The 21,505-nt window shown below is 33.5% G+C and carries 19 protein-coding genes, 6 pseudogenes and 1 riboswitch; of the genes and pseudogenes, 10 read left to right on the forward strand and 15 right to left on the reverse strand.

Features of this window, described 5'->3' with window-relative positions; translation table 11 throughout:
• Positions 1-61: 61 nt before the first annotated feature.
• The 5 genes and pseudogenes from DJ93_RS01625 to DJ93_RS33050 form a co-directional block, all read right to left on the reverse strand.
• Positions 62-1,186 carry a beta-barrel domain-containing protein gene (locus tag DJ93_RS01625; protein ID WP_042978893.1) on the reverse strand — a complete coding sequence of 375 codons (1,125 nt, stop codon included), beginning with the start codon at positions 1,184-1,186 and terminating at the stop codon, positions 62-64.
• A gap of 17 nt (positions 1,187-1,203) precedes the next feature.
• The gene (locus tag DJ93_RS01630) at positions 1,204-1,677 is read right to left on the reverse strand and encodes a hypothetical protein (protein WP_042978894.1); all 474 of its coding nucleotides are present in this window, start codon (positions 1,675-1,677) and stop codon (positions 1,204-1,206) included.
• On the reverse strand, positions 1,664-2,650 hold the full coding sequence (locus DJ93_RS34585; RefSeq protein WP_310593261.1) for a peptidase domain-containing ABC transporter: 987 nt from the start codon (positions 2,648-2,650) through the stop codon (positions 1,664-1,666). Before DJ93_RS34585 ends, DJ93_RS01630 begins: the two co-directional genes overlap by 14 nt.
• Positions 2,624-3,355: pseudogene (locus DJ93_RS34590) on the reverse strand (ABC transporter transmembrane domain-containing protein); the annotation flags it as partial. The gene DJ93_RS34585 and the pseudogene DJ93_RS34590, both read right to left, overlap by 27 nt.
• Before the next feature lie 15 nt (positions 3,356-3,370).
• A complete protein-coding gene (locus DJ93_RS33050) occupies positions 3,371-3,907 on the reverse strand; it encodes a cysteine peptidase family C39 domain-containing protein (RefSeq protein WP_196777058.1) in 537 nt (178 codons plus the stop codon).
• A gap of 546 nt (positions 3,908-4,453) precedes the next feature.
• Here DJ93_RS33050 and DJ93_RS01640 point away from each other — a divergent pair.
• Positions 4,454-4,855: pseudogene (locus DJ93_RS01640) on the forward strand (arsenic resistance protein); the annotation flags it as partial.
• A gap of 145 nt (positions 4,856-5,000) precedes the next feature.
• Here the strand turns inward: DJ93_RS01640 and DJ93_RS01645 are convergent.
• Positions 5,001-6,068, reverse strand: a pseudogene (locus tag DJ93_RS01645) (MFS transporter); the annotation flags it as partial.
• Between the two features lie 299 nt (positions 6,069-6,367).
• Here DJ93_RS01645 and DJ93_RS01650 point away from each other — a divergent pair.
• Positions 6,368-6,820: pseudogene (locus DJ93_RS01650) on the forward strand (GNAT family N-acetyltransferase).
• 43 nt (positions 6,821-6,863) lie between these two features.
• A riboswitch (cyclic di-AMP (ydaO/yuaA leader) is annotated at positions 6,864-7,006 on the forward strand.
• Between the two features lie 98 nt (positions 7,007-7,104).
• Complete coding sequence (locus DJ93_RS33055) at positions 7,105-7,248, forward strand: hypothetical protein (protein WP_002172701.1); 144 nt, start codon at positions 7,105-7,107, stop codon at positions 7,246-7,248.
• 93 nt (positions 7,249-7,341) lie between these two features.
• Here the strand turns inward: DJ93_RS33055 and DJ93_RS01660 are convergent, their stop codons facing one another.
• Positions 7,342-8,097, reverse strand: coding sequence for a class I SAM-dependent methyltransferase (locus DJ93_RS01660; protein ID WP_042978895.1), 756 nt, complete (start codon positions 8,095-8,097; stop codon positions 7,342-7,344).
• A 40-nt stretch (positions 8,098-8,137) separates the two neighbouring features.
• The gene (locus DJ93_RS01665; RefSeq protein ID WP_042978896.1) at positions 8,138-8,692 is read right to left on the reverse strand and encodes a CGNR zinc finger domain-containing protein; all 555 of its coding nucleotides are present in this window, start codon (positions 8,690-8,692) and stop codon (positions 8,138-8,140) included.
• 108 nt (positions 8,693-8,800) lie between these two features.
• Here DJ93_RS01665 and DJ93_RS01670 point away from each other — a divergent pair, with 108 nt between their 5' ends.
• The gene (locus DJ93_RS01670; protein WP_042978897.1) at positions 8,801-9,979 is read left to right on the forward strand and encodes an MDR family MFS transporter; all 1,179 of its coding nucleotides are present in this window, start codon (positions 8,801-8,803) and stop codon (positions 9,977-9,979) included.
• Positions 9,980-10,139: 160 nt separating this feature from the next.
• Here the strand turns inward: DJ93_RS01670 and DJ93_RS01675 are convergent, their stop codons facing one another.
• From DJ93_RS01675 to DJ93_RS01690, 4 genes are all read right to left on the reverse strand, one after another.
• Complete coding sequence (locus DJ93_RS01675; protein ID WP_042978898.1) at positions 10,140-10,685, reverse strand: DUF2179 domain-containing protein; 546 nt, start codon at positions 10,683-10,685, stop codon at positions 10,140-10,142.
• Between the two features lie 167 nt (positions 10,686-10,852).
• A complete protein-coding gene (locus tag DJ93_RS01680) occupies positions 10,853-11,263 on the reverse strand; it encodes an ATP synthase subunit I (protein ID WP_042978899.1) in 411 nt (136 codons plus the stop codon).
• Between the two features lie 53 nt (positions 11,264-11,316).
• Positions 11,317-12,639 (reverse strand): hemolysin family protein, encoded by a 1,323-nt coding sequence (locus DJ93_RS01685; protein WP_042978900.1) that lies wholly within the window; start codon positions 12,637-12,639, stop codon positions 11,317-11,319.
• Positions 12,640-12,759: 120 nt separating this feature from the next.
• On the reverse strand, positions 12,760-13,167 hold the full coding sequence (locus tag DJ93_RS01690) for a MerR family transcriptional regulator (protein WP_080743310.1): 408 nt from the start codon (positions 13,165-13,167) through the stop codon (positions 12,760-12,762).
• Between the two features lie 715 nt (positions 13,168-13,882).
• Between DJ93_RS01690 and DJ93_RS01695 the strand changes: the two genes are divergently transcribed.
• The 5 genes and pseudogenes from DJ93_RS01695 (at position 13,883) to DJ93_RS01715 (ending at position 18,878) form a co-directional block, all read left to right on the forward strand.
• Positions 13,883-14,590 carry a hypothetical protein gene (locus tag DJ93_RS01695; RefSeq protein WP_042978901.1) on the forward strand — a complete coding sequence of 236 codons (708 nt, stop codon included), beginning with the start codon at positions 13,883-13,885 and terminating at the stop codon, positions 14,588-14,590.
• Between the two features lie 269 nt (positions 14,591-14,859).
• Positions 14,860-15,627 carry a glucose-1-phosphate cytidylyltransferase gene (gene rfbF, locus DJ93_RS01700; RefSeq protein WP_042978902.1) on the forward strand — a complete coding sequence of 256 codons (768 nt, stop codon included), beginning with the start codon at positions 14,860-14,862 and terminating at the stop codon, positions 15,625-15,627.
• Position 15,628: 1 nt separating this feature from the next.
• The gene (gene rfbG, locus DJ93_RS01705; RefSeq protein WP_042978903.1) at positions 15,629-16,684 is read left to right on the forward strand and encodes a CDP-glucose 4,6-dehydratase; all 1,056 of its coding nucleotides are present in this window, start codon (positions 15,629-15,631) and stop codon (positions 16,682-16,684) included.
• 13 nt (positions 16,685-16,697) lie between these two features.
• Positions 16,698-17,933 (forward strand): class I SAM-dependent methyltransferase, encoded by a 1,236-nt coding sequence (locus tag DJ93_RS01710; protein ID WP_042978904.1) that lies wholly within the window; start codon positions 16,698-16,700, stop codon positions 17,931-17,933.
• Positions 17,930-18,878: pseudogene (locus DJ93_RS01715) on the forward strand (NAD-dependent epimerase/dehydratase family protein). The gene DJ93_RS01710 and the pseudogene DJ93_RS01715 overlap by 4 nt, the downstream one beginning before the upstream one ends.
• Here DJ93_RS01715 and DJ93_RS29880 read toward each other — a convergent pair.
• Positions 18,823-19,023, reverse strand: a pseudogene (locus tag DJ93_RS29880) (glycosyltransferase family 2 protein); the annotation flags it as partial. The pseudogenes DJ93_RS01715 and DJ93_RS29880 sit on opposite strands and share 56 nt — an antisense overlap.
• A 22-nt stretch (positions 19,024-19,045) precedes the next feature.
• Positions 19,046-19,399, reverse strand: coding sequence for an SH3 domain-containing protein (locus DJ93_RS01720; protein ID WP_042978905.1), 354 nt, complete (start codon positions 19,397-19,399; stop codon positions 19,046-19,048).
• 210 nt (positions 19,400-19,609) lie between these two features.
• Between DJ93_RS01720 and DJ93_RS01725 the strand changes: the two genes are divergently transcribed.
• A complete protein-coding gene (locus tag DJ93_RS01725) occupies positions 19,610-20,497 on the forward strand; it encodes a DMT family transporter (RefSeq protein WP_042978906.1) in 888 nt (295 codons plus the stop codon).
• A gap of 53 nt (positions 20,498-20,550) precedes the next feature.
• Here the strand turns inward: DJ93_RS01725 and DJ93_RS01730 are convergent, their stop codons facing one another.
• Positions 20,551-21,387: a pentapeptide repeat-containing protein gene (locus DJ93_RS01730; RefSeq protein ID WP_042984100.1), complete on the reverse strand. Its 837-nt coding sequence runs from the start codon at positions 21,385-21,387 to the stop codon at positions 20,551-20,553.
• Between the last annotated feature and the right edge of the window lie 118 nt (positions 21,388-21,505).

Consider the following 21,505-nt stretch of genomic DNA (forward strand, 5'->3'; position numbering starts at 1 on the left):
ACGTTCTATCTTGTAATTCGAGAGGGCTTCACGATACTTTCATATATTTAACAATGCTACATCACATTGTAATCCCCATTAATTCCGTTAAATATTGTAAATAAGATATTTTTTCATACTTAATTCTTACTTCAGTCAACATTCCTAAAGACAAATTTACCTTTTTGTTATTTTTATCCTCTAAATAACTTTTTTCTGGTTTAATCTTCATTTTAAAATATATATTATTAGATTCTTTTTTTTCATCAATTATTGCATCTTCAGCAATACTGATTACCTTTCCCTTAATGGTACCATACTCACTTTGATTTAGACCTGCTACCACCATTTCAACATCATCTTTGATTTTTACTTTTGTTCTTTCCGCAGCTGGCATATTCAATTCTATAATCAAATCTTCATTCTCTCCAGCAAGACTTCCCACTAACATCCCAGCCTGAATAACCATTCCCATAGTTATCTTACTACTTAAATGAAATTTACCATCTTCAGTAGCAAAGATTTTATATTCTTCAAGACTTTTTACTAAAGCACTTTTTTGAGCTTCCAATTTATTTACTTCCATTTCAATTTGCTTCTTTTCATTAGTAAATTCTGAAAGCGTATCATATTTTGCTTGCTCTCTCTTATTTGTCGCCTTATTTTTATAATCTATAATCTGCTCATCCGTATAATTTTGCTGCTTAAGAGTATCTTCAGTAACTTTGCTAAATTCGAATTCTTTTATTTTCACCTGCAAAGATTTTAACTTATTATAAAATTCAAATTCATCACTATTTTTTGTATCGAAATCATTTGTTCCTTTCGAAACATTTGTCTGAGCTCGTGTAAGCAACTTTAATCGTTCATTTAAGTGTACTACCTGTTCATTTGTTTGCTCTATCTGTAAATTTGACTGCGTGGGTTTTAAAGATAAAAGCAAATCACCCTTATATACCTTTTTACCTTCTTCTACATGAATTTCTTCAACCGCACCTGAAACAGGAGACATAATATTTTGTTTATTTTGTGTTGTAACAATACCTTGTCCTTTTACGACATATGTTTTAACGGTATATATTGACCATATGATAGAAATTGTTATCATAATCATCACTACTGCTATTATGAATAGCATAAATCTTGGAGGTTTTTTGTCATATAATATTCTACTATCGGTAATCTCGTTTAAATTATATATTTCCAATCTGATCTCCTACCCCATTAATCTTGTAATGGCATAAAAATATCTGCCATTAATTTATCACTATTTTGTTTCACATAAACTGTATAACTTTCACCCTGCAAGTTAAGATCATTTTCAAATGCATGTACATTCAATTTAAAATATGCAAATTTTATATTCTCTTCTTTTTCATAAAATCGTGCGAATAAACAATTATCTATTCTTAACTGCTTTTTAAATTCATAATTTTCATCCAATATATGAAGAGGACTATCTAATTGCATAATTAACTTGATATTAATTCGCATATTACCATCGTTATCCACGACTGAATAAGAATGATTGATTAGCGGTCCTACAATAGCTTTCCCATGTGACTTTATGTAACTTTGCATCATATGTGATGTTTTCTGAACTTCTAACGGGTCAGCATTACTTACTTCAGCAATAAGTACATGATTAAGTTTTAGAGTTTTTTTTCCTCTAATTGAAATTTTTTCAACTGTACTCAACTATCTCATCTCCTATATACTCAGTCACATTCTCTTCGTTCTGAAATTCATAGTTTTCTATTAAACTTTTCTCTTTTAAAGAATTACCTACTTGACTAGAATATAATTTATAATATACTGCTTTTTTCTCCAATAGGGATTGATGCGTCCCTTCTTCAACTACTTTTCCTTGATCTAAAACATAAATAATGTCACAATCTTGAATAGTTGAAAGCCTATGCGCAATGATTAACATTGTAGAATGTTTCTTTTTTGAGAATAAAGTATTATACACATTTGCTTCGCTAATAAAGTCCAGATTACTTGTAGCCTCATCTAATATTGTAAACTTATTATTTAGTATTAGAGCACGCGCTAAAGCAATCTTTTGTTTTTCTCCACCAGAAAGTCCTCCACCCGCTTCATCTAAATATGTATCATACTTACCTGGTAATCTCTCTATAAATTCTTTACATCCAGCATCGTTACAAGATTTTCTCAACTGCCCATCAGTTACACCTCTTATACCCAAAGATATATTTTCTCTAATAGTTCCAGAGAACAATTCTATATTTTGCGGTATATATGAAATGCTTTTTCTATAGCTATACAAATCTAAAGCGTTAATATCTGTTCCAGAAATTCTAATACTTCCTTCTTCAGGAGAATAATACCTTAATAACAATTTAGTGATTGTAGTTTTACCACTCCCTGATCCACCTACTAATGCTACTTTTTTACCTTCTGGGATTGTAATTGATACATTCTCTAAAACCGGACTTCTACTTCCGTATCTATACGTTATATTTTCTAATTTAATATCACCAGATAATTCTTCTACTTTTTGTTTTTTATCATTTAACTGTTCTTTTTCTACATCATACAATTCTGAGATTCTCGCAAGGGACACACTCGCTTCTTGAACAGTAAGTTGAACATGTATTAATCTTCCGATAGGATCCATAAAGTAAGCTGATAAAGTTACAAAAGCCATTAATCCACCTAATGTAATATCTTTATCCATAACCATACTTGCCCCTATACACATTAGTAAAATTTGTCCTATTCCAGAAATACTGGAAGAGAAAGTGTTTTGAATATTTGATAACACACCTTCTTTAAAACTAATTCTTAAATTTTTTACATACTCAGTCTCTAATTTTTCTAAGGTTTTTTCTTCCGCTGTATGTACTTTAATGGTTTCTATTCCCTTTAAAGTTTCTACAATATGACTGTTAAGGATAGAATCTGATTCTTTCTTTCGAAAATTAATTTTTTTATACGGCCCTTTAAAAATAAAGACTAACGCTGCATTTAAACATGTTAAAACTAGAATTACACCAAAAAGTGTACTATTCATAACATAAAGCACTACCGCAGATGCAATTGCTAAAAACAAATCAATAAATAATGACAACGTTACTGATGTTAAAATATTTTTAATGGTAAATGCATCACTAAATCTTGTTAAAATATCTCCAACTTTCCGAGTAGAAAAAAATTTCATTGGAAGCTTATAAGTATGTCTAAAAAATCCTAACAACAACTGAATATCAATTTTTTGCGACAAGTATAGTAATATATGCTGTCTAATTGTTGATAAAGTTACTTGAATTATAACTACAAATAGAAATCCTAATCCGAAGGTAGTAAGCTCATTTTTTAAATTATACGGAAGTATTTCATCCATTAAAATTTTATTAAAGAAAGCAGATTATACTCCTAAGATTGTTAATAACAAAGAAGCAATAATGCTATAAACAAATAACATTTTTTGTGGCATAAGCAACTTTATAAAAGTTCGCAAAGTATTTTTGTTTTTATTACTCTCTACTACAAATTCATTGTTGGGTGCAAGTAATAATAAGATTCCATCAAAATAATTAAAAAACTCAATGATTGACATTTTCTGTTTTCCTTTTGCAGGATCTAAAACAACAACACTATGCTTTGTAATTTTATGAACAACAACAAAGTGGGTAACCCCTTCTTTAGTAATAATATGAGCAATTGCCGGAAGAGAAAATTTACTCGTAAATGTTTCACGATTTACCCTAATCGCTTTTGCATCAAAACCTAATCTTTTGGCTCCTGACTCAAGACTCTTTAGTGTAGTTCCTTTTATATCAGTTCCCAATAAATCTCTTAACTTTGTAATAGATATATCTTTTTTATAATACATACACACCATTGCAAGACAGGCTGCTGCGCAATCCGTTGCATCATGTTGTTTTACCAAATATTTATGCATAGCTATACGCTTTCCCCTCTTTTACTTCTAACTTCACAGTTGATTTATTAGACACTCTCTTACCCGTGTTACCCGTGATGCTAGTTGAAATTCATCCGTTATTTTTAGTAAATATTAGGTTTGAAACCCGAAAAAAAATCATAAAGCAGCCCAAGGTACAACACATGTTGCTTGACAAAATAAAACGCCACCCATGAAATTCGCCTCCTTTTAATATGTGTTTAAGATTTTTTATTACATATAAAACTTAAGGCCCTATGAGTTCATAGTATAACAACAGAGAGATTAACAGATGTAAAAATGTTACTATATTTTGTCTAATTATTGTAAATATTTCGAACTTCGATTGCGATTCCCGATTAAAGCTCACAGTACATTGCTATAAAACTAATAAAATCCCCCCTTATAAATAGGGAAATCCTACTGTATTTCCGCATGAATTAAATGGATAATAATCATGAATATCCTCTTATGAAATATGGCTTTTGTTTTTTTATATTGGGTGTTTTTGTATCCTCCTTTTGTTGAATATTATCAATAATTAGTGAAAGAACTTTAAATATTTCAGCTTGGCTTCCAGTTCCTTTTATGGCTGCAACTCTTTTTATAGTTGTTATCTCTCAAATAGAAAAACTACCTGTTTTTCTAGACCAAGTTATTAAAGTTATTCCTATATATATTGCTTTTATGGTAATTATGCCTCTTATTGCTAAATTATTTACATTAGATGTTGGTTCAGGAAGAGCACTGATTTTCAGTAGTGCTACTCGGAATTCTTTAGTAGTCCTTCCTCTTGGACTAGCTTTACCAGAGATAAGCACCCTAGTAGCAGCTATAATTGTTACCCAAACTATTGTTGAACTTATTAGTGAGCTGATTTATATTCGTATCGTACCTAATGTCTTGTTGCGAGATAAAGCAATTAATCATGATAAACCAAGCGTATAACATACGCTTGGTTTTTTATTAGTATTTATACAATAAAACAGGTGAAAAGTTTTTAGGGTTACAGTTAAATCAATTCAGGGTTTATTTAATAGGAATAAAATACAGTCTATGACCCATTTTTACACATATCTCGGCTGAACCCCAAATACGCCAAAGGAATATCAATAAGCGCAATAATCAATCCTAAAAAGAACATGATAGTACAGTAAAAATGACATAAATAATATCATCTATTTCTACACCTATCAATATAAATGGGGATCCTGAAACAATCATAAAAACTGCTAGCATAAAACTTAAATATTTTAAAAGAAAGGAATAGGAAAAACGGTCAGTTATCTTTTTTACTAGTATAGCACCTAATATCATACCGACTGGGAAAGCGCCTTGAATCATACCAAATTCCTTAGAACTGAGATGAAGCACAGTATTAATAATGTAAAGGAATGGGACAGTCACAGCAAATCCTAGAAAGAAATTAATTGAAACTAGTATAATAAACGTATTCTTTATACTTTTTCTATCCATTAAATAGTAAAATCCACCTTTTATATCTGTAATAAAATTAATTTCCCCTTCAAAACGGTCTTCATTTGATTCATAATCGTAAAGTTTGAAATGAATAAAAAGCATTGGTAAACCAGAAAGAATAAAAGAAATCCCATTAATGATAATAAAAGTTTGAATATCAAAGATTGCAAAGACTATGCCCCCCTAACATCGGCCCAAGAATCGAAGAAATAGAGTCAATGATTTTACTGATAGAGTTAATGCTCATTAACATATTTTCAGAGACGATGTTTGGTTTCGCAGCTTCTAATCCTATCCCAAAGAAAGTAGTAAATACGGTCATGAAAAAAGTAGTAATATAAATGATCAGTAAGTTTAATTCATATTTTGTGCTTACTATATAAACAACAATTAACAAAATCCCACTAAGTATATCCATGAAAACGACTAACTTCTTTTTATTAACTTTATCTACAATTACCCCAGCAAAGGGATTAATAATAATCATAGGGATAATCCCTAATACGAGTGTAACCGTAAAACTTAACGCTGACCCCGTCATTTGTAATACATATAATCCTAATGCAAAATTACAAATAGATGTCCCGAATATCGATACAGTTTTCCCTATTGAATAGAGGTATATGTTTTTTACTTCTTTATAATCCTTTTCATGCTCTATATCCATTTTTAAACTCTCCATACATATTGCACCTCACTTAACTTTTTAATTACATCAAGTGTAAGTCGTCGGGTAAACCCAATATCAATAAGTACACATTGTAAATTTGTATAGAAAAATAAAAAAAGATGGGGTTAACCCCATCGCTATCAAGCTAACAAAAATAAATACCCCCTGGATGAAAATTTCGTGTGTTCTTGACAGAAAACGGTTTATTTTTTCGTTTTGGGAAGTATCCGTTTCTTAAGTTGATGGTGATGCAAACTTACCCATAAATCAATTATATCGATATAACATATCCGAAGAAGAATTCATTATCTATGATTAATAAATTACTTTCCACTTCTTATGAAGTAGCAACATCTATTTTAACGGTTCAAATTCCAGCTTATGCAATTGAAGCAAACTTATATAAAGTGAAACTTTAATCAGTGGGGTTTTTCCATCCCCCACTGATTATTAGCCCACACCAATCGGGCTGCCCTCAAATAGCGGGATAAACAGTACTGCACTCCCTCGTTTATATGATACTGTAAACGATATTCAAAATTGCAATGAAACATTCTATGGATATTTTTCCAAAAGGAATTACAACGAAGCTATTATTATATATATTTAACATGTTCCCTCCTTCAATGACATACATTGTACAAACAGGAAAAGTACATACTCCTGCTGTCGCATTATATAAAAAACACGGCTTCATTAAAATAAAAGATACAACACTCCCTGACGGTATGATTCTTACGAAAATAAAAAAACAGAAAACATAAAATAGTTTGACTTAACTGTTTATTTATGTTAATTTTTACTTTATAAAACCTTTTGCTGAGTCCAAATTTTGGAGCGGGGGAACCATTTATGTAGCTATGCTACTTGGGGCGAATCTTTTTTAAGTAGGGAAACTCTCACTTCCCGAGTCCGACAGCTAACCTCGTAAGCGTAATGGGAGAGGAAGGTGCTCTTTGCCTATGTTACACAGTGTACCTCCTTAACTATAAAGTATGGAATCGATATCATCTAGAAACCTATATTTATAGAAAAGGGGATATGTATAATGTTACGTTTATCAGATCACGAAGTAAAAATGATGGAGCAGCGCATTCGATTGGAACAACAACGTACGTATCAAGCAAACAAAATGGTCGATAACTTGCATCACAAATACTTTTTCCAGCATATTTTTCAACCAAAAAGATAAGAACCATGTCTTAAAATTCTTTTGACTAAAAAACACAAGGTATTCCTTTTTAGGTGTACCTTGTGTTTTTTCTTCTTCTTTTTAGACAACAAATTATTTTCTCGCTTTAATAATTAAAGTTGTCGGCAACATTCTAGCCTTATATAAAGAGTAATATTTTGTAGAAGGCTTAGCTATTTCTTCATCAAATGCACTAGATGGTTCAGGCTCTTCTATTCTCTCAATTGTAAATCCTGCTCTAATTAGCTCATTTATGTATGTGCTCATTTTTCTTTTGTATAGCACTGCTTGTACTTCTTTCCCTTTAAACGTTTCAAACGTAATAGGAGTTTCCTCATGATAAGAAGACTTTAAAACAATTTCTTCTGTTCCGTACAGTAAATTTGAATACACCGGATGCTCCCAACTAAAAATAAAACTCCCTCCTGGTTTTAAATACGAATATATAAGTCCCAATGTTTTTCTTAAATCTGACGTCCATCCTAACGCATATATAGAGTAAACAATATCAAAATACTCTTTTGGAATGTTTACTTCGTCTTCCATTGCACCACAAATTAAATGATGATTCCATGCATCTAACGTTTGGTGCGCTGCCTCAATTTGTGCCGCTGAAAGATCGAGTCCCCATAATTTTTTCGCACCACACTTCGCCATATATTGTAAAGAGTGCCCACTGCCACAACCAATGTCAAGGACGTTTTTATTTTCAATTGCATCAAACAAATGAATTTCATCTTCAGAAACAGTATATGGTCCATACTTAGGTAAACAATCTACTTGAAAGAAATACGGTGCAACTACATCCCAGCACTTTTTATTTAGCTCTAACATTTTTGTTTGTTCCATCACTTACATTCTCCCCTCTTTTTTCTTCCCCCCATACTAATTAGCCGTTATAACCTGATCTTCCTTTTCTCTTAGCTCGATAATTTTTCACTTTTGCGATGGTACCGCAGGCTCTTCCTTCTTTCCCTCCTGCATACATACCACACCATCTTTTACTTCCATTACGAGAATGATCATAAAAGACCCAGCGGCAATCTGGACATGCTTTTAACCTTCCCCATTGTTTTTCATTAATAGTCGTCAAAATAATTTGTAACATCATCGTATACAAATTATTTTCTCTTATCGGTTCATATGTAATATCGTCCATATTTTCTGTCACACATACTCGGAATGAATACTTCTCAAACCACTTTTGCAACGTTCCCTGTTCTTCAACAGCAAGACGAATTTCCTCTCTAAATTGCTTTAACTCATCCAACGTATGAAAAGAAGACTCTTCATCCCAATATTTCCCCCTAAATGTTATAACATCATCTACTGTCTGAAACTGATCTATAGGGGTTCTTGTATCATTCGGTATTCTCCATGTATTTAAAAACTCCCTTATTATCTCGAGTTGACCCGGTGCTTCTTGATTTTGACTCAAAGGTATTCACCATCTTTCTAAAATTTACTTTTTTCTGACTTTATGTATAATTATAATATACAATAGTTAACCAGTAAAAAAAATTAATGGTTACAATTAAATAGGAGGAATTTTATGAAAAGCCTTTCCATACCGATACGTTTTATGCTTGTTTCTTCATTTTTTATGGCATTTGGATACTTTGCTGTATATGCATTTTTAGCTATCTACTTATCTCTTTTTCTACATTTTTCTGCAATGCAAGTAGGAACGATATTAACCGTTATGATAATTACTTCAAGAGTTGTCCCTCTACTTTCCGGTATAATTGCTGACAAAATAGGCAATATCATTATGATGATATTCGGATTACTATTAAGAGGGATTGGCTTTGTTTGTTTAGGAATATTTTTAGATTTTTACGCAATTTCTATTTCCGCTTCACTCATTGGATTTGGTACTGCATTTTACGAACCAGCTGCTCGTGCTGTATTCGGCTCACAACCGGCTCACCTTAGAAAAGATTTATTTACATACTTAAACCTCGCTTTTAATAGCGGTGCCATTATCGGTCCAATCGCAGGGAGTTTCTTACTTTTATGGAACCCGATATACCCTTTCATACTGGCCGGATCACTTATGTTATTATTTGCTATTCTTCTTTATTTTCTTAAAGCTCACTTCCAAGTTTCAACTGAAAATACACCGATCTTATCTGGATTACAAGTCACATTAAAAAACAAACATTTTCTCTCATTTTCATTTATTATGACTTTCTTTTACATTATGTTTACTCAATTAACTGTCGCTCTCCCGCTTCATATGACAAATATAAGTCATAGTAGTCAGTTAGGGGCATTTGTCATTACAATTAACGCAACGACGGGCGTCTTATTTATGATTTTATTCCGAAAGATTTTTCATAAATACAATACTCTCTCGATTATAAAATATGGTGTTTTATTAATGGGCATTTCTTTTTTACTCATCCCCTTATTCCAACACCCATATTGGCTATTTTGTTGTGTAATTTTATTTACTATTGGTGAAACACTCGTATTACCTAACGCTGATATCGCAATTGCGAATTACAGTAATGAATCTTACACAGCTACTTATTTCGGATTTTATCAACTATCACTTGCTTTCGGGTTTATGATTGGTAACTATACAGGTACATGGTTTACATCAAATATGCAACGTATGCATACACCGTGGATTGTTTTCGGCACACTCGGAATTATTGGATTTATCGCACTTCATATTTTAAAAAATAAAGAACTTAGCTTGGAAGGCGATAAAGTGAAACTTTAATCAGTGGGGGTTTTACGGGCAATTGATCTCCCGCCTAACTTCTCTACTTCCGCCGAATTTTGAGGTGAGAATCTTACCGCCCTCAAATAGCGGGATAAATTTCTATACGATAATACAGAAAAATAAAAAGGAAGCAGCTTCTCAGCTCCTTCCTTTTTATTTATGATGCATGATCTTTCTTTTTCATTAATGCTCTTTTCTTCATTGCCTTCGTTAAATATCCACCTTTGAAAGACCGGATTTCATAAGAAGACATAAACGCTTTCGGTGCTATTTGATTAATAATTTCTAAAAGCTCTTTCTCACGGGAACGCTTTGCAACAATATCTAAGCGATAACGAACGGAGTTTATTCCTTCCCCCTCAAATACTGTAACGCCAAATCCAGAATGTCTCAATTCATCTACTAATTCATTACAACGATCTAGTAAACTAACTTGATACGTAATATACCCAATTGCTAATTTATTTTCTATATAACCGCCTAATAAAAGTCCAGCACTAAAGCCGATGACATAGGCAACAATATTCATCCAATTTGATAAATCTTGAAATACAATACCCAAACTTACAATGTAGATTACTCCTTCTAACAATCCAACACCAGCAGCGGATCTCGTTTGATTCTTTACAAGCAAAATCGTACGGATTGTTAATACTGGAACGTAAATAATTTGAAGCACAAAAATAAGTAACGCTTGTAACATTTTTATCCACCTCTTTCAAAAAGTCTTTTGTCATAATAACATACATAAGCTTTAGAAAGCGATGGGTTTTCTAAATTTTTTTGAATTTTTCATGAGAAATATATGATTGTAAAAGTATGCTCCATATGAAACAAAAAAAGAACCATTTCCCTGGCTCTTTTTTATTATTAATTCGATTTTTGAGAAGCACTTTCCTTTCGCTTCTCTTCTTCTTTCACTAGCTGCATATTTGCATAAGCCAGATTCGCAATCATTAAAAAGTGCCCACCTAAAATTCCCGTACCAAATGCCCACATTTTCATTTCATGCTCAATCTCATACATAATAATCGCTCCTAATATAGCAGCTGCAAATCGATTTAAAATCCCTAATCCAGGAGCTTTTTCCTTAAGCACAATACTTCTTCCTATTTTCTCCACTCTGCGAGCTAATAACCAAAGACAATATGCACTTACCGCTAATCCGATTCCAAACCCTGTTACTTGTTTTCCAAACGGAGTAACAGCCCACATCAATAGTAAACAACTAAAAATTGTATACAATTGTAGTCGATATACACGTAAAGCTACTTGAACCAAAATATCCGCTCCTAATTTCAAGTTTTATTATAAGTGAGAAAGAAAGCAGCAACTTACACAGTTGCTGCTTTCTCTTGTTGATGATCCATTTTTCGAATTTCAACACGTTTAATTTGATAAGCATCTTTCTCTAATACTTTAAACTCATAACCTTCAGCTTCAACGTATTGTCCTTCTTCAATCTCATGATTCTGCATCATGATCCATCCACCAATTGTATCTACATCTTCTTCTTCAATGTGTAATCCAAATAAGTCTTTCACTTCTGTAATTAACACTTTTCCATCAACAATTTTGTGATATTCATTTACATGTTGAATTGGTGGTGCTTCATCTTCATCATATTCATCACGAATTTCGCCGACGATTTCCTCCAATATATCTTCAAGCGTTACAATTCCAGCTGTTCCTCCGTACTCATCATATAACACAGCCATCGGAATTCGCTTCTTCTGCATTTGCAGTAATAGATCGTGAATTGGAGTTGTTTCCATAACTTCAATAATCGGACGCATATACGTGCGAATCGATGATAAATCTTCTTTATCGTTGTTCATATATCGAATAAAGAAATCTTTTACATTGACCATACCGATAATATCATCTTTATCTTCACCAAAGATTGGATAACGTGTATATCTTTCACTTTGGATGATTTTCATGTGTTCTTCTACTGAATCTTCAAGATAGAAGCCTACGATTTCTGTTCGTGGCACCATAATCTCTTTCGCAATGCGATTATCAAATTCAAAGATATTATTTACATACTTGTATTCAGCTTGATTAATTTCTCCACTTTCATAGCTCTCTGAAAGAATAAGACGTAACTCTTCTTCTGTATGAGCTACTTCATGTTCAGAAGCTGGTTTCAAACCGAATAAACCAGTTACAAGACGAGCCGAACCATTCAGTATCCAAATAAAAGGATACATCACTTTATAGAACATCATTAACGGACCTGCAAATAACAATGTTACTCTTTCAGCTTTTTGAATCGCCATTGTTTTTGGTGCTAACTCTCCGACTACTACGTGCAAATATGTCATCGTCATAAATGCAAGACCGAATGTTAACACTTGTGAAATGGAAGGATTTAAATTCCACTTCTCAAATAACGGGTGTAATAATTTTTCTATAGTAGGTTCACCTAACCAACCTAGTCCCATCGCTGTAACTGTAATACCTAATTGACAAGCAGATAAATATTCATCTAAATTTGTTGTTACCTTTTTCGCTGCTAACGCACCGCGTTTTCCTTCCGCAACAAGCTGATCAATGCGACTTGAACGTACTTTAACAATCGCAAACTCTGCTGCTACGAAAAATCCAGTAAATGCGATTAAAATCGCAACCATGACTAAATTAAATATTTCCAATGAATCCCCTTAGTTAAAAAACTAAGGTGTCCACCTCCTGTATACTATAATGTTTTCTCATCTTTTTATTAGAAAACATAGCCCTATACAAAAATTAAAGAGGTCGGATAACTACTTATTCTATAATAATAGAGCAAGTGTCTGTATTAAAGCTGTCGTTTGACCAGATAAAGATTTCGATATTTTTTCACGTTGTGAATCAGTTAATTCATCTAATAGAGGTTTTAACTCAGTTAACTCTGCTTCTAATCGATGAATATGGTCTGTCACTTCATTCACTTGTTTCGAAACGTGTTCATTGATACCGAGCAGCTTCTTCTTCTCCTCGATTCTCTCTTTAATCTCACAAAGCGGCATATGAATTTCTTTGCATTTCTCAATAAATTGTAGTGTTTCAAATGCTGTTTCGTCGTAATAGCGATAATTAGATTGAGATCGCTCCGCTTTTAAGATACCTAGATTCGTATAATAATCAATCGTTCGTTTCGACACATGAGCCAAGTGAGCCAACTGTCCGATTCGATACACCTTCCCAACGATCTTCCCCCCCTTATTTATATTAAGAACATCATACAATACATAAACTGTACAGTCAAACGTGACGGTTTATTATTCACAACATATACAAAAAAACTCTACTGTATGTTGCTGATTTTCAATCTATTAAACATTAAAATGAATGTAGATATACTAAACTCAACTAAAATCCGATTCACAAGATTACCAGATGTATACTCAATACTATAGAGTGTACCGTATTCTTTCTCTTTCCATGTATATAGCAAACATATACTAAGAATAGTGAGTACACATTTTTATACTCACTTATATTATAAAATAACCTTTTTAGATAAATTGAATACCATGCTATAGTAGGAAATATTCCATTCATGTGTGAACTACCCTCCACCTATGTTTTGCATAAGGGTGTGTGCTTCTCAGCTCTACGACGAAAGCAACCTCTCGTCTCATTGAGACATGCTTCGAGTTATTTCATCTCTCGGTATTCAGCGCTTAGATGTTTTTCTTTACAATTGATAAAGAACTTCATTTCTTTAATTTATTAGAAATCTTTTGGCTGCGCCAAACCGAATTTCATCTCCACCTATCGCTTTGTTATCCCCCTTCATATGCTTAAGGAAGGAGAATTTTTTCGGACATAATTTTAAAAGGAGGGATTTTCATTAATACAACATTAATTTCTCATTTCTATAACGAAGAATATTTGCTTCCATGGTGGCTGATGCATCATACAAAACTATTTGATCATGGTATCCTTATTAACCGTGGTTCTACTGATCGTTCTGTTGAAATATGCAAATTATTTGCCCCCCATTGGGAAGTCCGCGACTCAAAAGTATCAGAGTTTGATGCCATATTAGTCGATCAAGAAGTTATGGAAATCGAAAAAGAAATCACAGGTTGGAAAATGGTGTTAAATACCACTGAATTTCTTTGCTGTTTTGATAAAGAAGCATTTTTTTCATCTCTTAATATTTTAGGACAAAACATGTATTCAATTAGGGTAATTATGATGGTGGATGACCCTAATCACGGTTATACAAATCCAAAATACGAACTCCCATTAGTCGAACAACGTTATCATGGAATATTTCCCCATGATCCCACTTCCCCTTTTGTTGGTAGATTACTGCATAAACATATACATGGCAACTATACAGCAGGAAGACATTGGTCGCCTCATCCATTTATCGTTTACCTGTATCCTGCTTTCGTTTTAAAGTTCTTTTACAGTCCATGGAATACAGATATGAAAAAACGAAAATTGCAAATCGGCCCTACTCTTTCTGCACACAGTATCCAGCATGGTTTAGGTATTTATCACCTAGCAGGATTAGATGAATTAGAAAAAAATTATATAAACTATGCAACTGTAACTGAAGATCTTCGACTAATCCCAGAATATAAAGTAATATTTCCAGATTTATAATCCCCTAACTGTTAATAATTATAAACAGATCATATTGAGACTTTTCATACAAAAAAGAATTACCCCATTTCAATAAATCATTATATTACTGGAATAAGTTCTTATATACCCATTATTATGAGATTTATCTTACGATATGGTATCCCATAAAGATAACGAACCATACTGTTTTTTTATCTCTTTGCCTGAATACAACACCATTAAAGAAAAAGCTGAATAGTATAAAAAAAATCATCTAAAAAATCTGCTAGTGTTATAAGGAGGAGAAAATGAAAGCTGTTATTCTTGCTGGTGGGTATGGTACTCGGATTGGGGAAGAAACACATTTAAAGCCAAAACCTATGATTGAAATCGGGACAAAGCCTATCCTTTGGCATATTATGAGTCTATTCAGTCATTACGGTATTACTGAATTTATTATTTGCTTAGGTTACAAAGGTTATGCAATTAAAGAATTTTTTCTAAATTACAATTTACACATGTCAGATTTCACTATTCAATTAAACGATAATACGATAACTAGCCATTCACATCATATAGAACCTTGGAAAGTGACACTTATCGATACAGGGCAAAATACAGAAACTGGCGGGCGTGTCAAAAGAATTCAAAAGTACATTGGAGACGAATCTTTCTGTCTTACGTATGGTGATGGATTGAGTAATGTAAATATAAAAACACTTATCGGATTCCACAAAAAACATGGGAAAATCGCTACCGTTACCGCTGTTCAACCCCCCGGTAGATTCGGTTCTCTTATAATAGATGAACAATCTGTTTCAGCATTCAAAGAAAAACCTCTAGGCGATGGCGGTTGGGTTAATGGCGGTTTCTTTGTTTTATGCCCTGAAGTTTTCAATTATATTAGCGGAGATACAGCTGTTTTTGAGACTGATACTTTAGTTCAATTAGTAAACAAAAATGAACTCTCTGCGTATAAACATACTGATTTTTGGCATCCGATGGACACTCTTCGAGATAAGAAAAAATTAGTCGAGCTATGGGAAAGTAACAATGCTCCATGGAAGGTTTGGTAATATGGCTACTCCATCATTTTGGCATAAGAAAAAAGTATTTATTACTGGGCATACCGGGTTTAAAGGTACTTGGCTCACACTTTATTTAACTTCTCTCGGTGCAGAAGTAACTGGATATTCTTCTCATTCCCCGTCAACCCCTTACCTCTTTGAACAGTCTAAAGCAGCAAAAGAATGTCATACAATGAAAGGCGATATTACGGATTACCATTCTTTATTACAGGCCGCTATACAAAGTAAACCAGACGTTATCTTTCATTTAGCCGCTCAGCCACTAGTCACGACTTCATATAATAATCCTATTGAAACTTTTAAAACGAATGTTTTAGGAACTGTTCATGTACTAGAAGTAGCAAAACATGTAGAAAGTGTACGTATTATTATTAATGTTACGAGTGATAAATGTTATGAAAATGATGGAACTGGCAACCGTGCCTTCCACGAAAACGATCGCCTCGGCGGACACGATCCCTATAGTGCTAGTAAAGCTTGTGCTGAATTAGTCGCAACCTCTTATCAAAAATCCTTCTTTCATTCTAATACCCCTAACCTCGCCTCAGTAAGAGCTGGTAACGTCATTGGTGGTGGGGACTGGGCAGAGAATAGACTATTTCCAGATATCATTCGTGCATATATGCAGGGCAGTACATTGTATATAAGAAACTCAAATGCAATTCGCCCATGGCAACATGTATTAGATCCATTAAATGGCTATGTACTTTTAGCTGAGAGACTTTGGGACAACACTAACTATGGAGGAGCATGGAATTTTGGACCAATCGATCAACCTCATATGACAGTGAATGAATTAATTCAAATAGTCGTGAAGCTATGGAATAAAAAATTATCAATACTCTCACCTACTACTAGTTCTCCTTACGAATCTCCCATTTTAACACTTGATAGTTCGAAATCGATGAAAGAATTATTATGGATTCCAAAATTATCAACCGCACAAGCCATTTCTTGGACTATTGACTGGTACCAAAACTATGTATCCGGTAAAAACATGGAACCATTTACACGACAACAAATCAGTGCGTTTAAGAATTTATAAAGGAGCTATAAAAATGTCACAGAAAAAATGTCGTTTCTGTCATTCATTATTGACAGATACTTTTTTAGATTTAGGTGTTTCCCCGCTCGCTAACTCATTTGTAGCTCCGGAAAATCTATATAAAATGGAACCTTTCTACCCATTGCATACGTTTATTTGTAGCAATTGCTTACTTGTGCAACTAGATGAATTCGAATCACCCCAAAATATTTTTCATGACTATTTATACTTCAGCTCATTTTCGTCTAGTTGGCTATTGCATGCGAAACAATATGTTGAAATGGCGATTAAACGTTTCAGTTTAACTCCACATTCACAAGTGATTGAAATCGCAAGCAACGATGGATATTTATTACAATATTTTCAAAAAGAAAACATTCGTACATTAGGAGTAGAACCCGCAAAAAATGTCGCAAAAGTCGCTATTCAAAAAGGAATACCCACTAGAACAAGCTTTTTCGGTAATGATTTAGCCAAAAAATTACTAATAGAAAATCTGCAAGCTGATTTAATTATCGCTAACAATGTATTAGCCCACGTTCCTAATTTGCACGATTTTATCGCCGGATTAAAAACCATATTAAAGCCAGATGGCGTAATTACCATTGAATTTCCGCACCTATTAAACCTCATATCTTTTAAGCAGTTTGATACGATTTATCACGAACATTTTTCCTATTTTTCACTCATCTGTATTCAACAAATTTTACTTCATCATAAACTACAAGTTATAGACGTAGAAGAGCTTTCCACACATGGTGGATCCTTGCGATTATTCATAAAACATACAAGTAAAAATGTGAGAATCCGTTCAAACGTTGCAAAATTAATTCAAAAAGAAACAGATCATGAATTGCATAAATTAGACCGTTATCTTCATTTTCCTAAACAAATAAAACAATTGAAAATGGATATTTTAAAATTTTTTATTGAAGCACAATCTTTAAACAAACAAATTATCGGTTATGGAGCTCCCGCTAAAGGAAACACTCTTTTAAATTATTGTGGTATCGGAAAAGAATTTCTTGCTTATACAGTCGATAAAAACCCACATAAACAAGGGTTACTTTTACCTGGAACTCGTATTCCAGTCAAATCCCCTGAAGAAATAAAACGTACAAAACCTGATTATATCCTTATTTTACCGTGGAATTTGAAAGAAGAGATTATAGAGGAATGTTCCTTCATAAGTGAATGGGGCGGAAAATTTGTAGTTGCTGTTCCAAAAATAGAAGTGATTGAGCCATGAAGAAAATTCTTGTAACTGGCGGAAATGGATGGATTGGGAAATACGTAGTAAATACATTAGTGAACATGGGATATGAAGTACATGCCACCTATAATCGAAATAAGCCTTCTAATATTTCCTGCCATTGGCATAAAGTAAACTTATTAAATGAGGAAGAAGTTCAAAAACTGATTCATCAAATTAAAGCATCTCACCTTATTCATTTAGCGTGGGAAGCCGTCCCGCCAAAATGCTATGAATCTATCAATAATTTTTATTGGCTACAATCTAGCATTTCATTAATTCAGCATTTTGCAACTTGTGGTGGTGAAAGAGTTATCGTAGCTGGTACAGGTGCAGAGTACGAATGGATTAATGGTATACTACTTGAAGATTCTCGACTTCTCTCCTATAAAAACCCTTATTCATTATGTAAAAACACATTGCGTTCTTGGTTACAATCTTACTCTGAGCAAATTGACCTCAGCATGTGTTGGGGTAGAATTTTTCATTTATATGGACCATATGAACAAGGCAATCGTCTTATTTCCAACATTATTACTTCACTCCTACAAAATAAAGAAGCGTTATGTACACATGGGGAACAATATCGAGACTTCCTCCATGTGAGCGATGTTGCTGATGCTCTTGTCACATTATTAAGCAGTCATATAACAGGCACTGTAAATATTGCTTCTGGCCGTTCTATACAAATAAAAGAACTAGCTTCTATCATCGCAAAAAAAATGAGGAAAGAAAATTTAATTAAACTAGGTGCTATTCCTTTCCCTAAAGATGAACCTTTATTTGTTGGAGCTCATGTTGAACGGTTAAAAAATGAAGTAGGATGGCAACCGAAATACGATATAAATACAGGCATTGAAGAAACCATCGCATGGTGGTCATCATTTTATAAAAAAGCATAGCGATACGTATTACTTAAACGTAAATCTTTTGTGCCTATAGCTAATTCTCTATACCATTCCTCTAATCGTTCAGGCGTAATGATATGATGTGTACCCATTCCTGCAACTTTGCTAGCTTTAGAAAGCGTTGGACTAATTTGTAATTTCCGTTTTCTTATCGCATCATTCCATGGACTAAATCCGAACTATAAAATTTTTGTTCTATCCTTACTTATATCGCGCTAAGCTTTGTTTTGGCACCCAGCCTGCTTCCCCCTCTATTTTCACGCACCATATCCATCCATTCAGTTCCCTATCTCCCTGAAGCATCTCTCCACTATTTACATTCAATTCTTTTGCCGTATATTGTTCTGTAATTATTCCAGCCTCTCCGGTACCTCTTCTTATAATTTGTTCTGGCACCCAACCTTTTCGATTATATTTCTCTTCACAACAATACACCCAGTTATCCCAATTTTCAGGTCCCTTGTACTTCTCCCCAATAAAAACTACATCCCCCTTTTCTAAACAAATCGGATCTGGATAATTACTTTCATGCGATTGAATAACAATATATTTCATAACACCCTCCAATAATCTGAAAATTAAGTTATAATTTAATTATAAAGCATCTTACAGAAAGGAGCATGTATATGTACTACAACACTTCATTCGAAAATGATCAACCAGTAGGCCGTCTATAAACTAAGACGGGCATTTATATGACAAATACATTATGCCTCGTCTTAGGGAAGTCTTAATAACCCTATAAATAGACGGAGGTATTACAAAATGAAACAAATGATTTTAGGAGCTATATGTTTATCACTAGCTGCAAGTATTTGGGGTGGTATGTACGTTGTTAGCAAATATGTACTCAACTTTATCCCACCACTTACACTCGTTTGGCTACGTTTTATTATCGCTTTTGTTGTTTTATATTTAATTTTGAAAATAACTGAAAAAAAACAAAAGAAAAAAATAACCATCCACAAAAAAGATTGGCTACTATTCGCTTGGATCGGATTCATTGGGTACTTCATTTCAATTACATGTCAGTTTATCGGAACAAAATTATCTGATGCTCATACAGGCTCTTTAGTAACGTCAGCTACACCCGCCTTTATGGTAGTCTTTGCTGCTTTCATTTTAAAAGAAAAGTTAACTGCTCGTAGACTACTCTCTACCGTTGTAGCGACAATAGGTGTCATTATCGTCATTGGATGGGATATAGAAATTGGTTCCTACTTTATTGGTACCATTATTTTAGTTGGGGCTGCTATTACGTGGGCTTTATTATCCATTTATGTAAAAGTTGCTTCTAACCGGTTTTCATCTCTAATCATTACAACGTACGCAATATTCTTTTCCCTATTCTTTATTACGCCATGTATGATTTGGGAATTACAATCAAATCCTATTGCAACTGTAAATATGTATATACTATTAGGCATCCTTTACTTAGGTATCGTCTCAACAGCAGGAGCTTTTTTTCTCTGGAATAAAGGATTAGAACTAATGGACGCTAGCATCGGTTCACTATTTTTCTTTTTTCAACCTCTTGTAGGATCATTACTAGGCTGGCTACTTTTAAACGAAACATTAAACAGTAACTTTTTTATTGGTGGTAGTCTCATAATAATTAGCGTACTAATTACTACATTTGAAAAGAAAAAATAATAGAAGTAAAAAACAGGCAGAGATTTAGTCTCTGCCTGTTCACTCCATACTCTTTACGCAGTCCAATGCGCTGGACGGGACAATAATTTCGGCAATTTCGTATGTTTGTCCCCTTTCGCTGCATTAATCTGGACTTGTGTAAGAAAAATACTATCTGTAAGGTTAGCTCCTCTAATGTCTGCATCTCGTAAGTCAGCACCTATTAGGTCCGCTCCTCTTAAATCCGCATCTTGCAAGTTAGCCGCAATCAAGTAAGCCCCTCTTAAATTCGCTCCCTTTAAATCTCTCTTTTTAAGATTCGCTCCCATAAGGTCTGCTCCGCGGTGTTCGATTCTTTTCCTTCTTTTCGTACCTATAGAATTTGCTTCCTTCCAAACTAGTTCACTCGTTTGTAAAAGTAGAACATTTACTTCTGCTCGGTGTAATGGAACATATACTTTCATTAACTCATCTGGACTTAAATTCGATAGGCGTTCCGTCTCTTCAATTGCTTGGCTAAGCTCTTTATGAATCGTTCGCGTCGCTTTTAATAAAATGGCTTCCTTCAAATACCAAAGCATTTCATGAAGCTGGTGCATAATTGGAAAAGCATCATACATTTTCTTCGCATGCTCGGCATCTTTCCGCCAATCAATTCCCTTAAACGTAACTTGAGAAATCTTTTGTCCCGCACCGAAACATTCGAAAACAGTACAACCTTTAAAACCTTTCTTTCTAAGATTAGTATGTATACTACATTTAAAGTCGGATTGTAAATTTAAACAAGGCTTGCCAGCATCTTTATTCACCGCAAAATCTACTGAAGCCGCAAACGGTAGTGCCACACAGCACAATCCGAAACACTTTTCACAATCTGCTCGTAAACTATTATGGTTTATATCCTCTTGCATATTAAAATAATCGTTTTTCTCAACCAAAACTTATACCCCCTGTTGCCATTTGACCATTTTATAATATTCTAATTGCACAAAATAATCAATTTACAAATAAACTAGCACATTTCATTTC

The sequence above is a fragment of the Bacillus clarus genome, assembly GCF_000746925.1.
GTDB lineage: Bacteria > Bacillota > Bacilli > Bacillales > Bacillaceae_G > Bacillus_A > Bacillus_A clarus.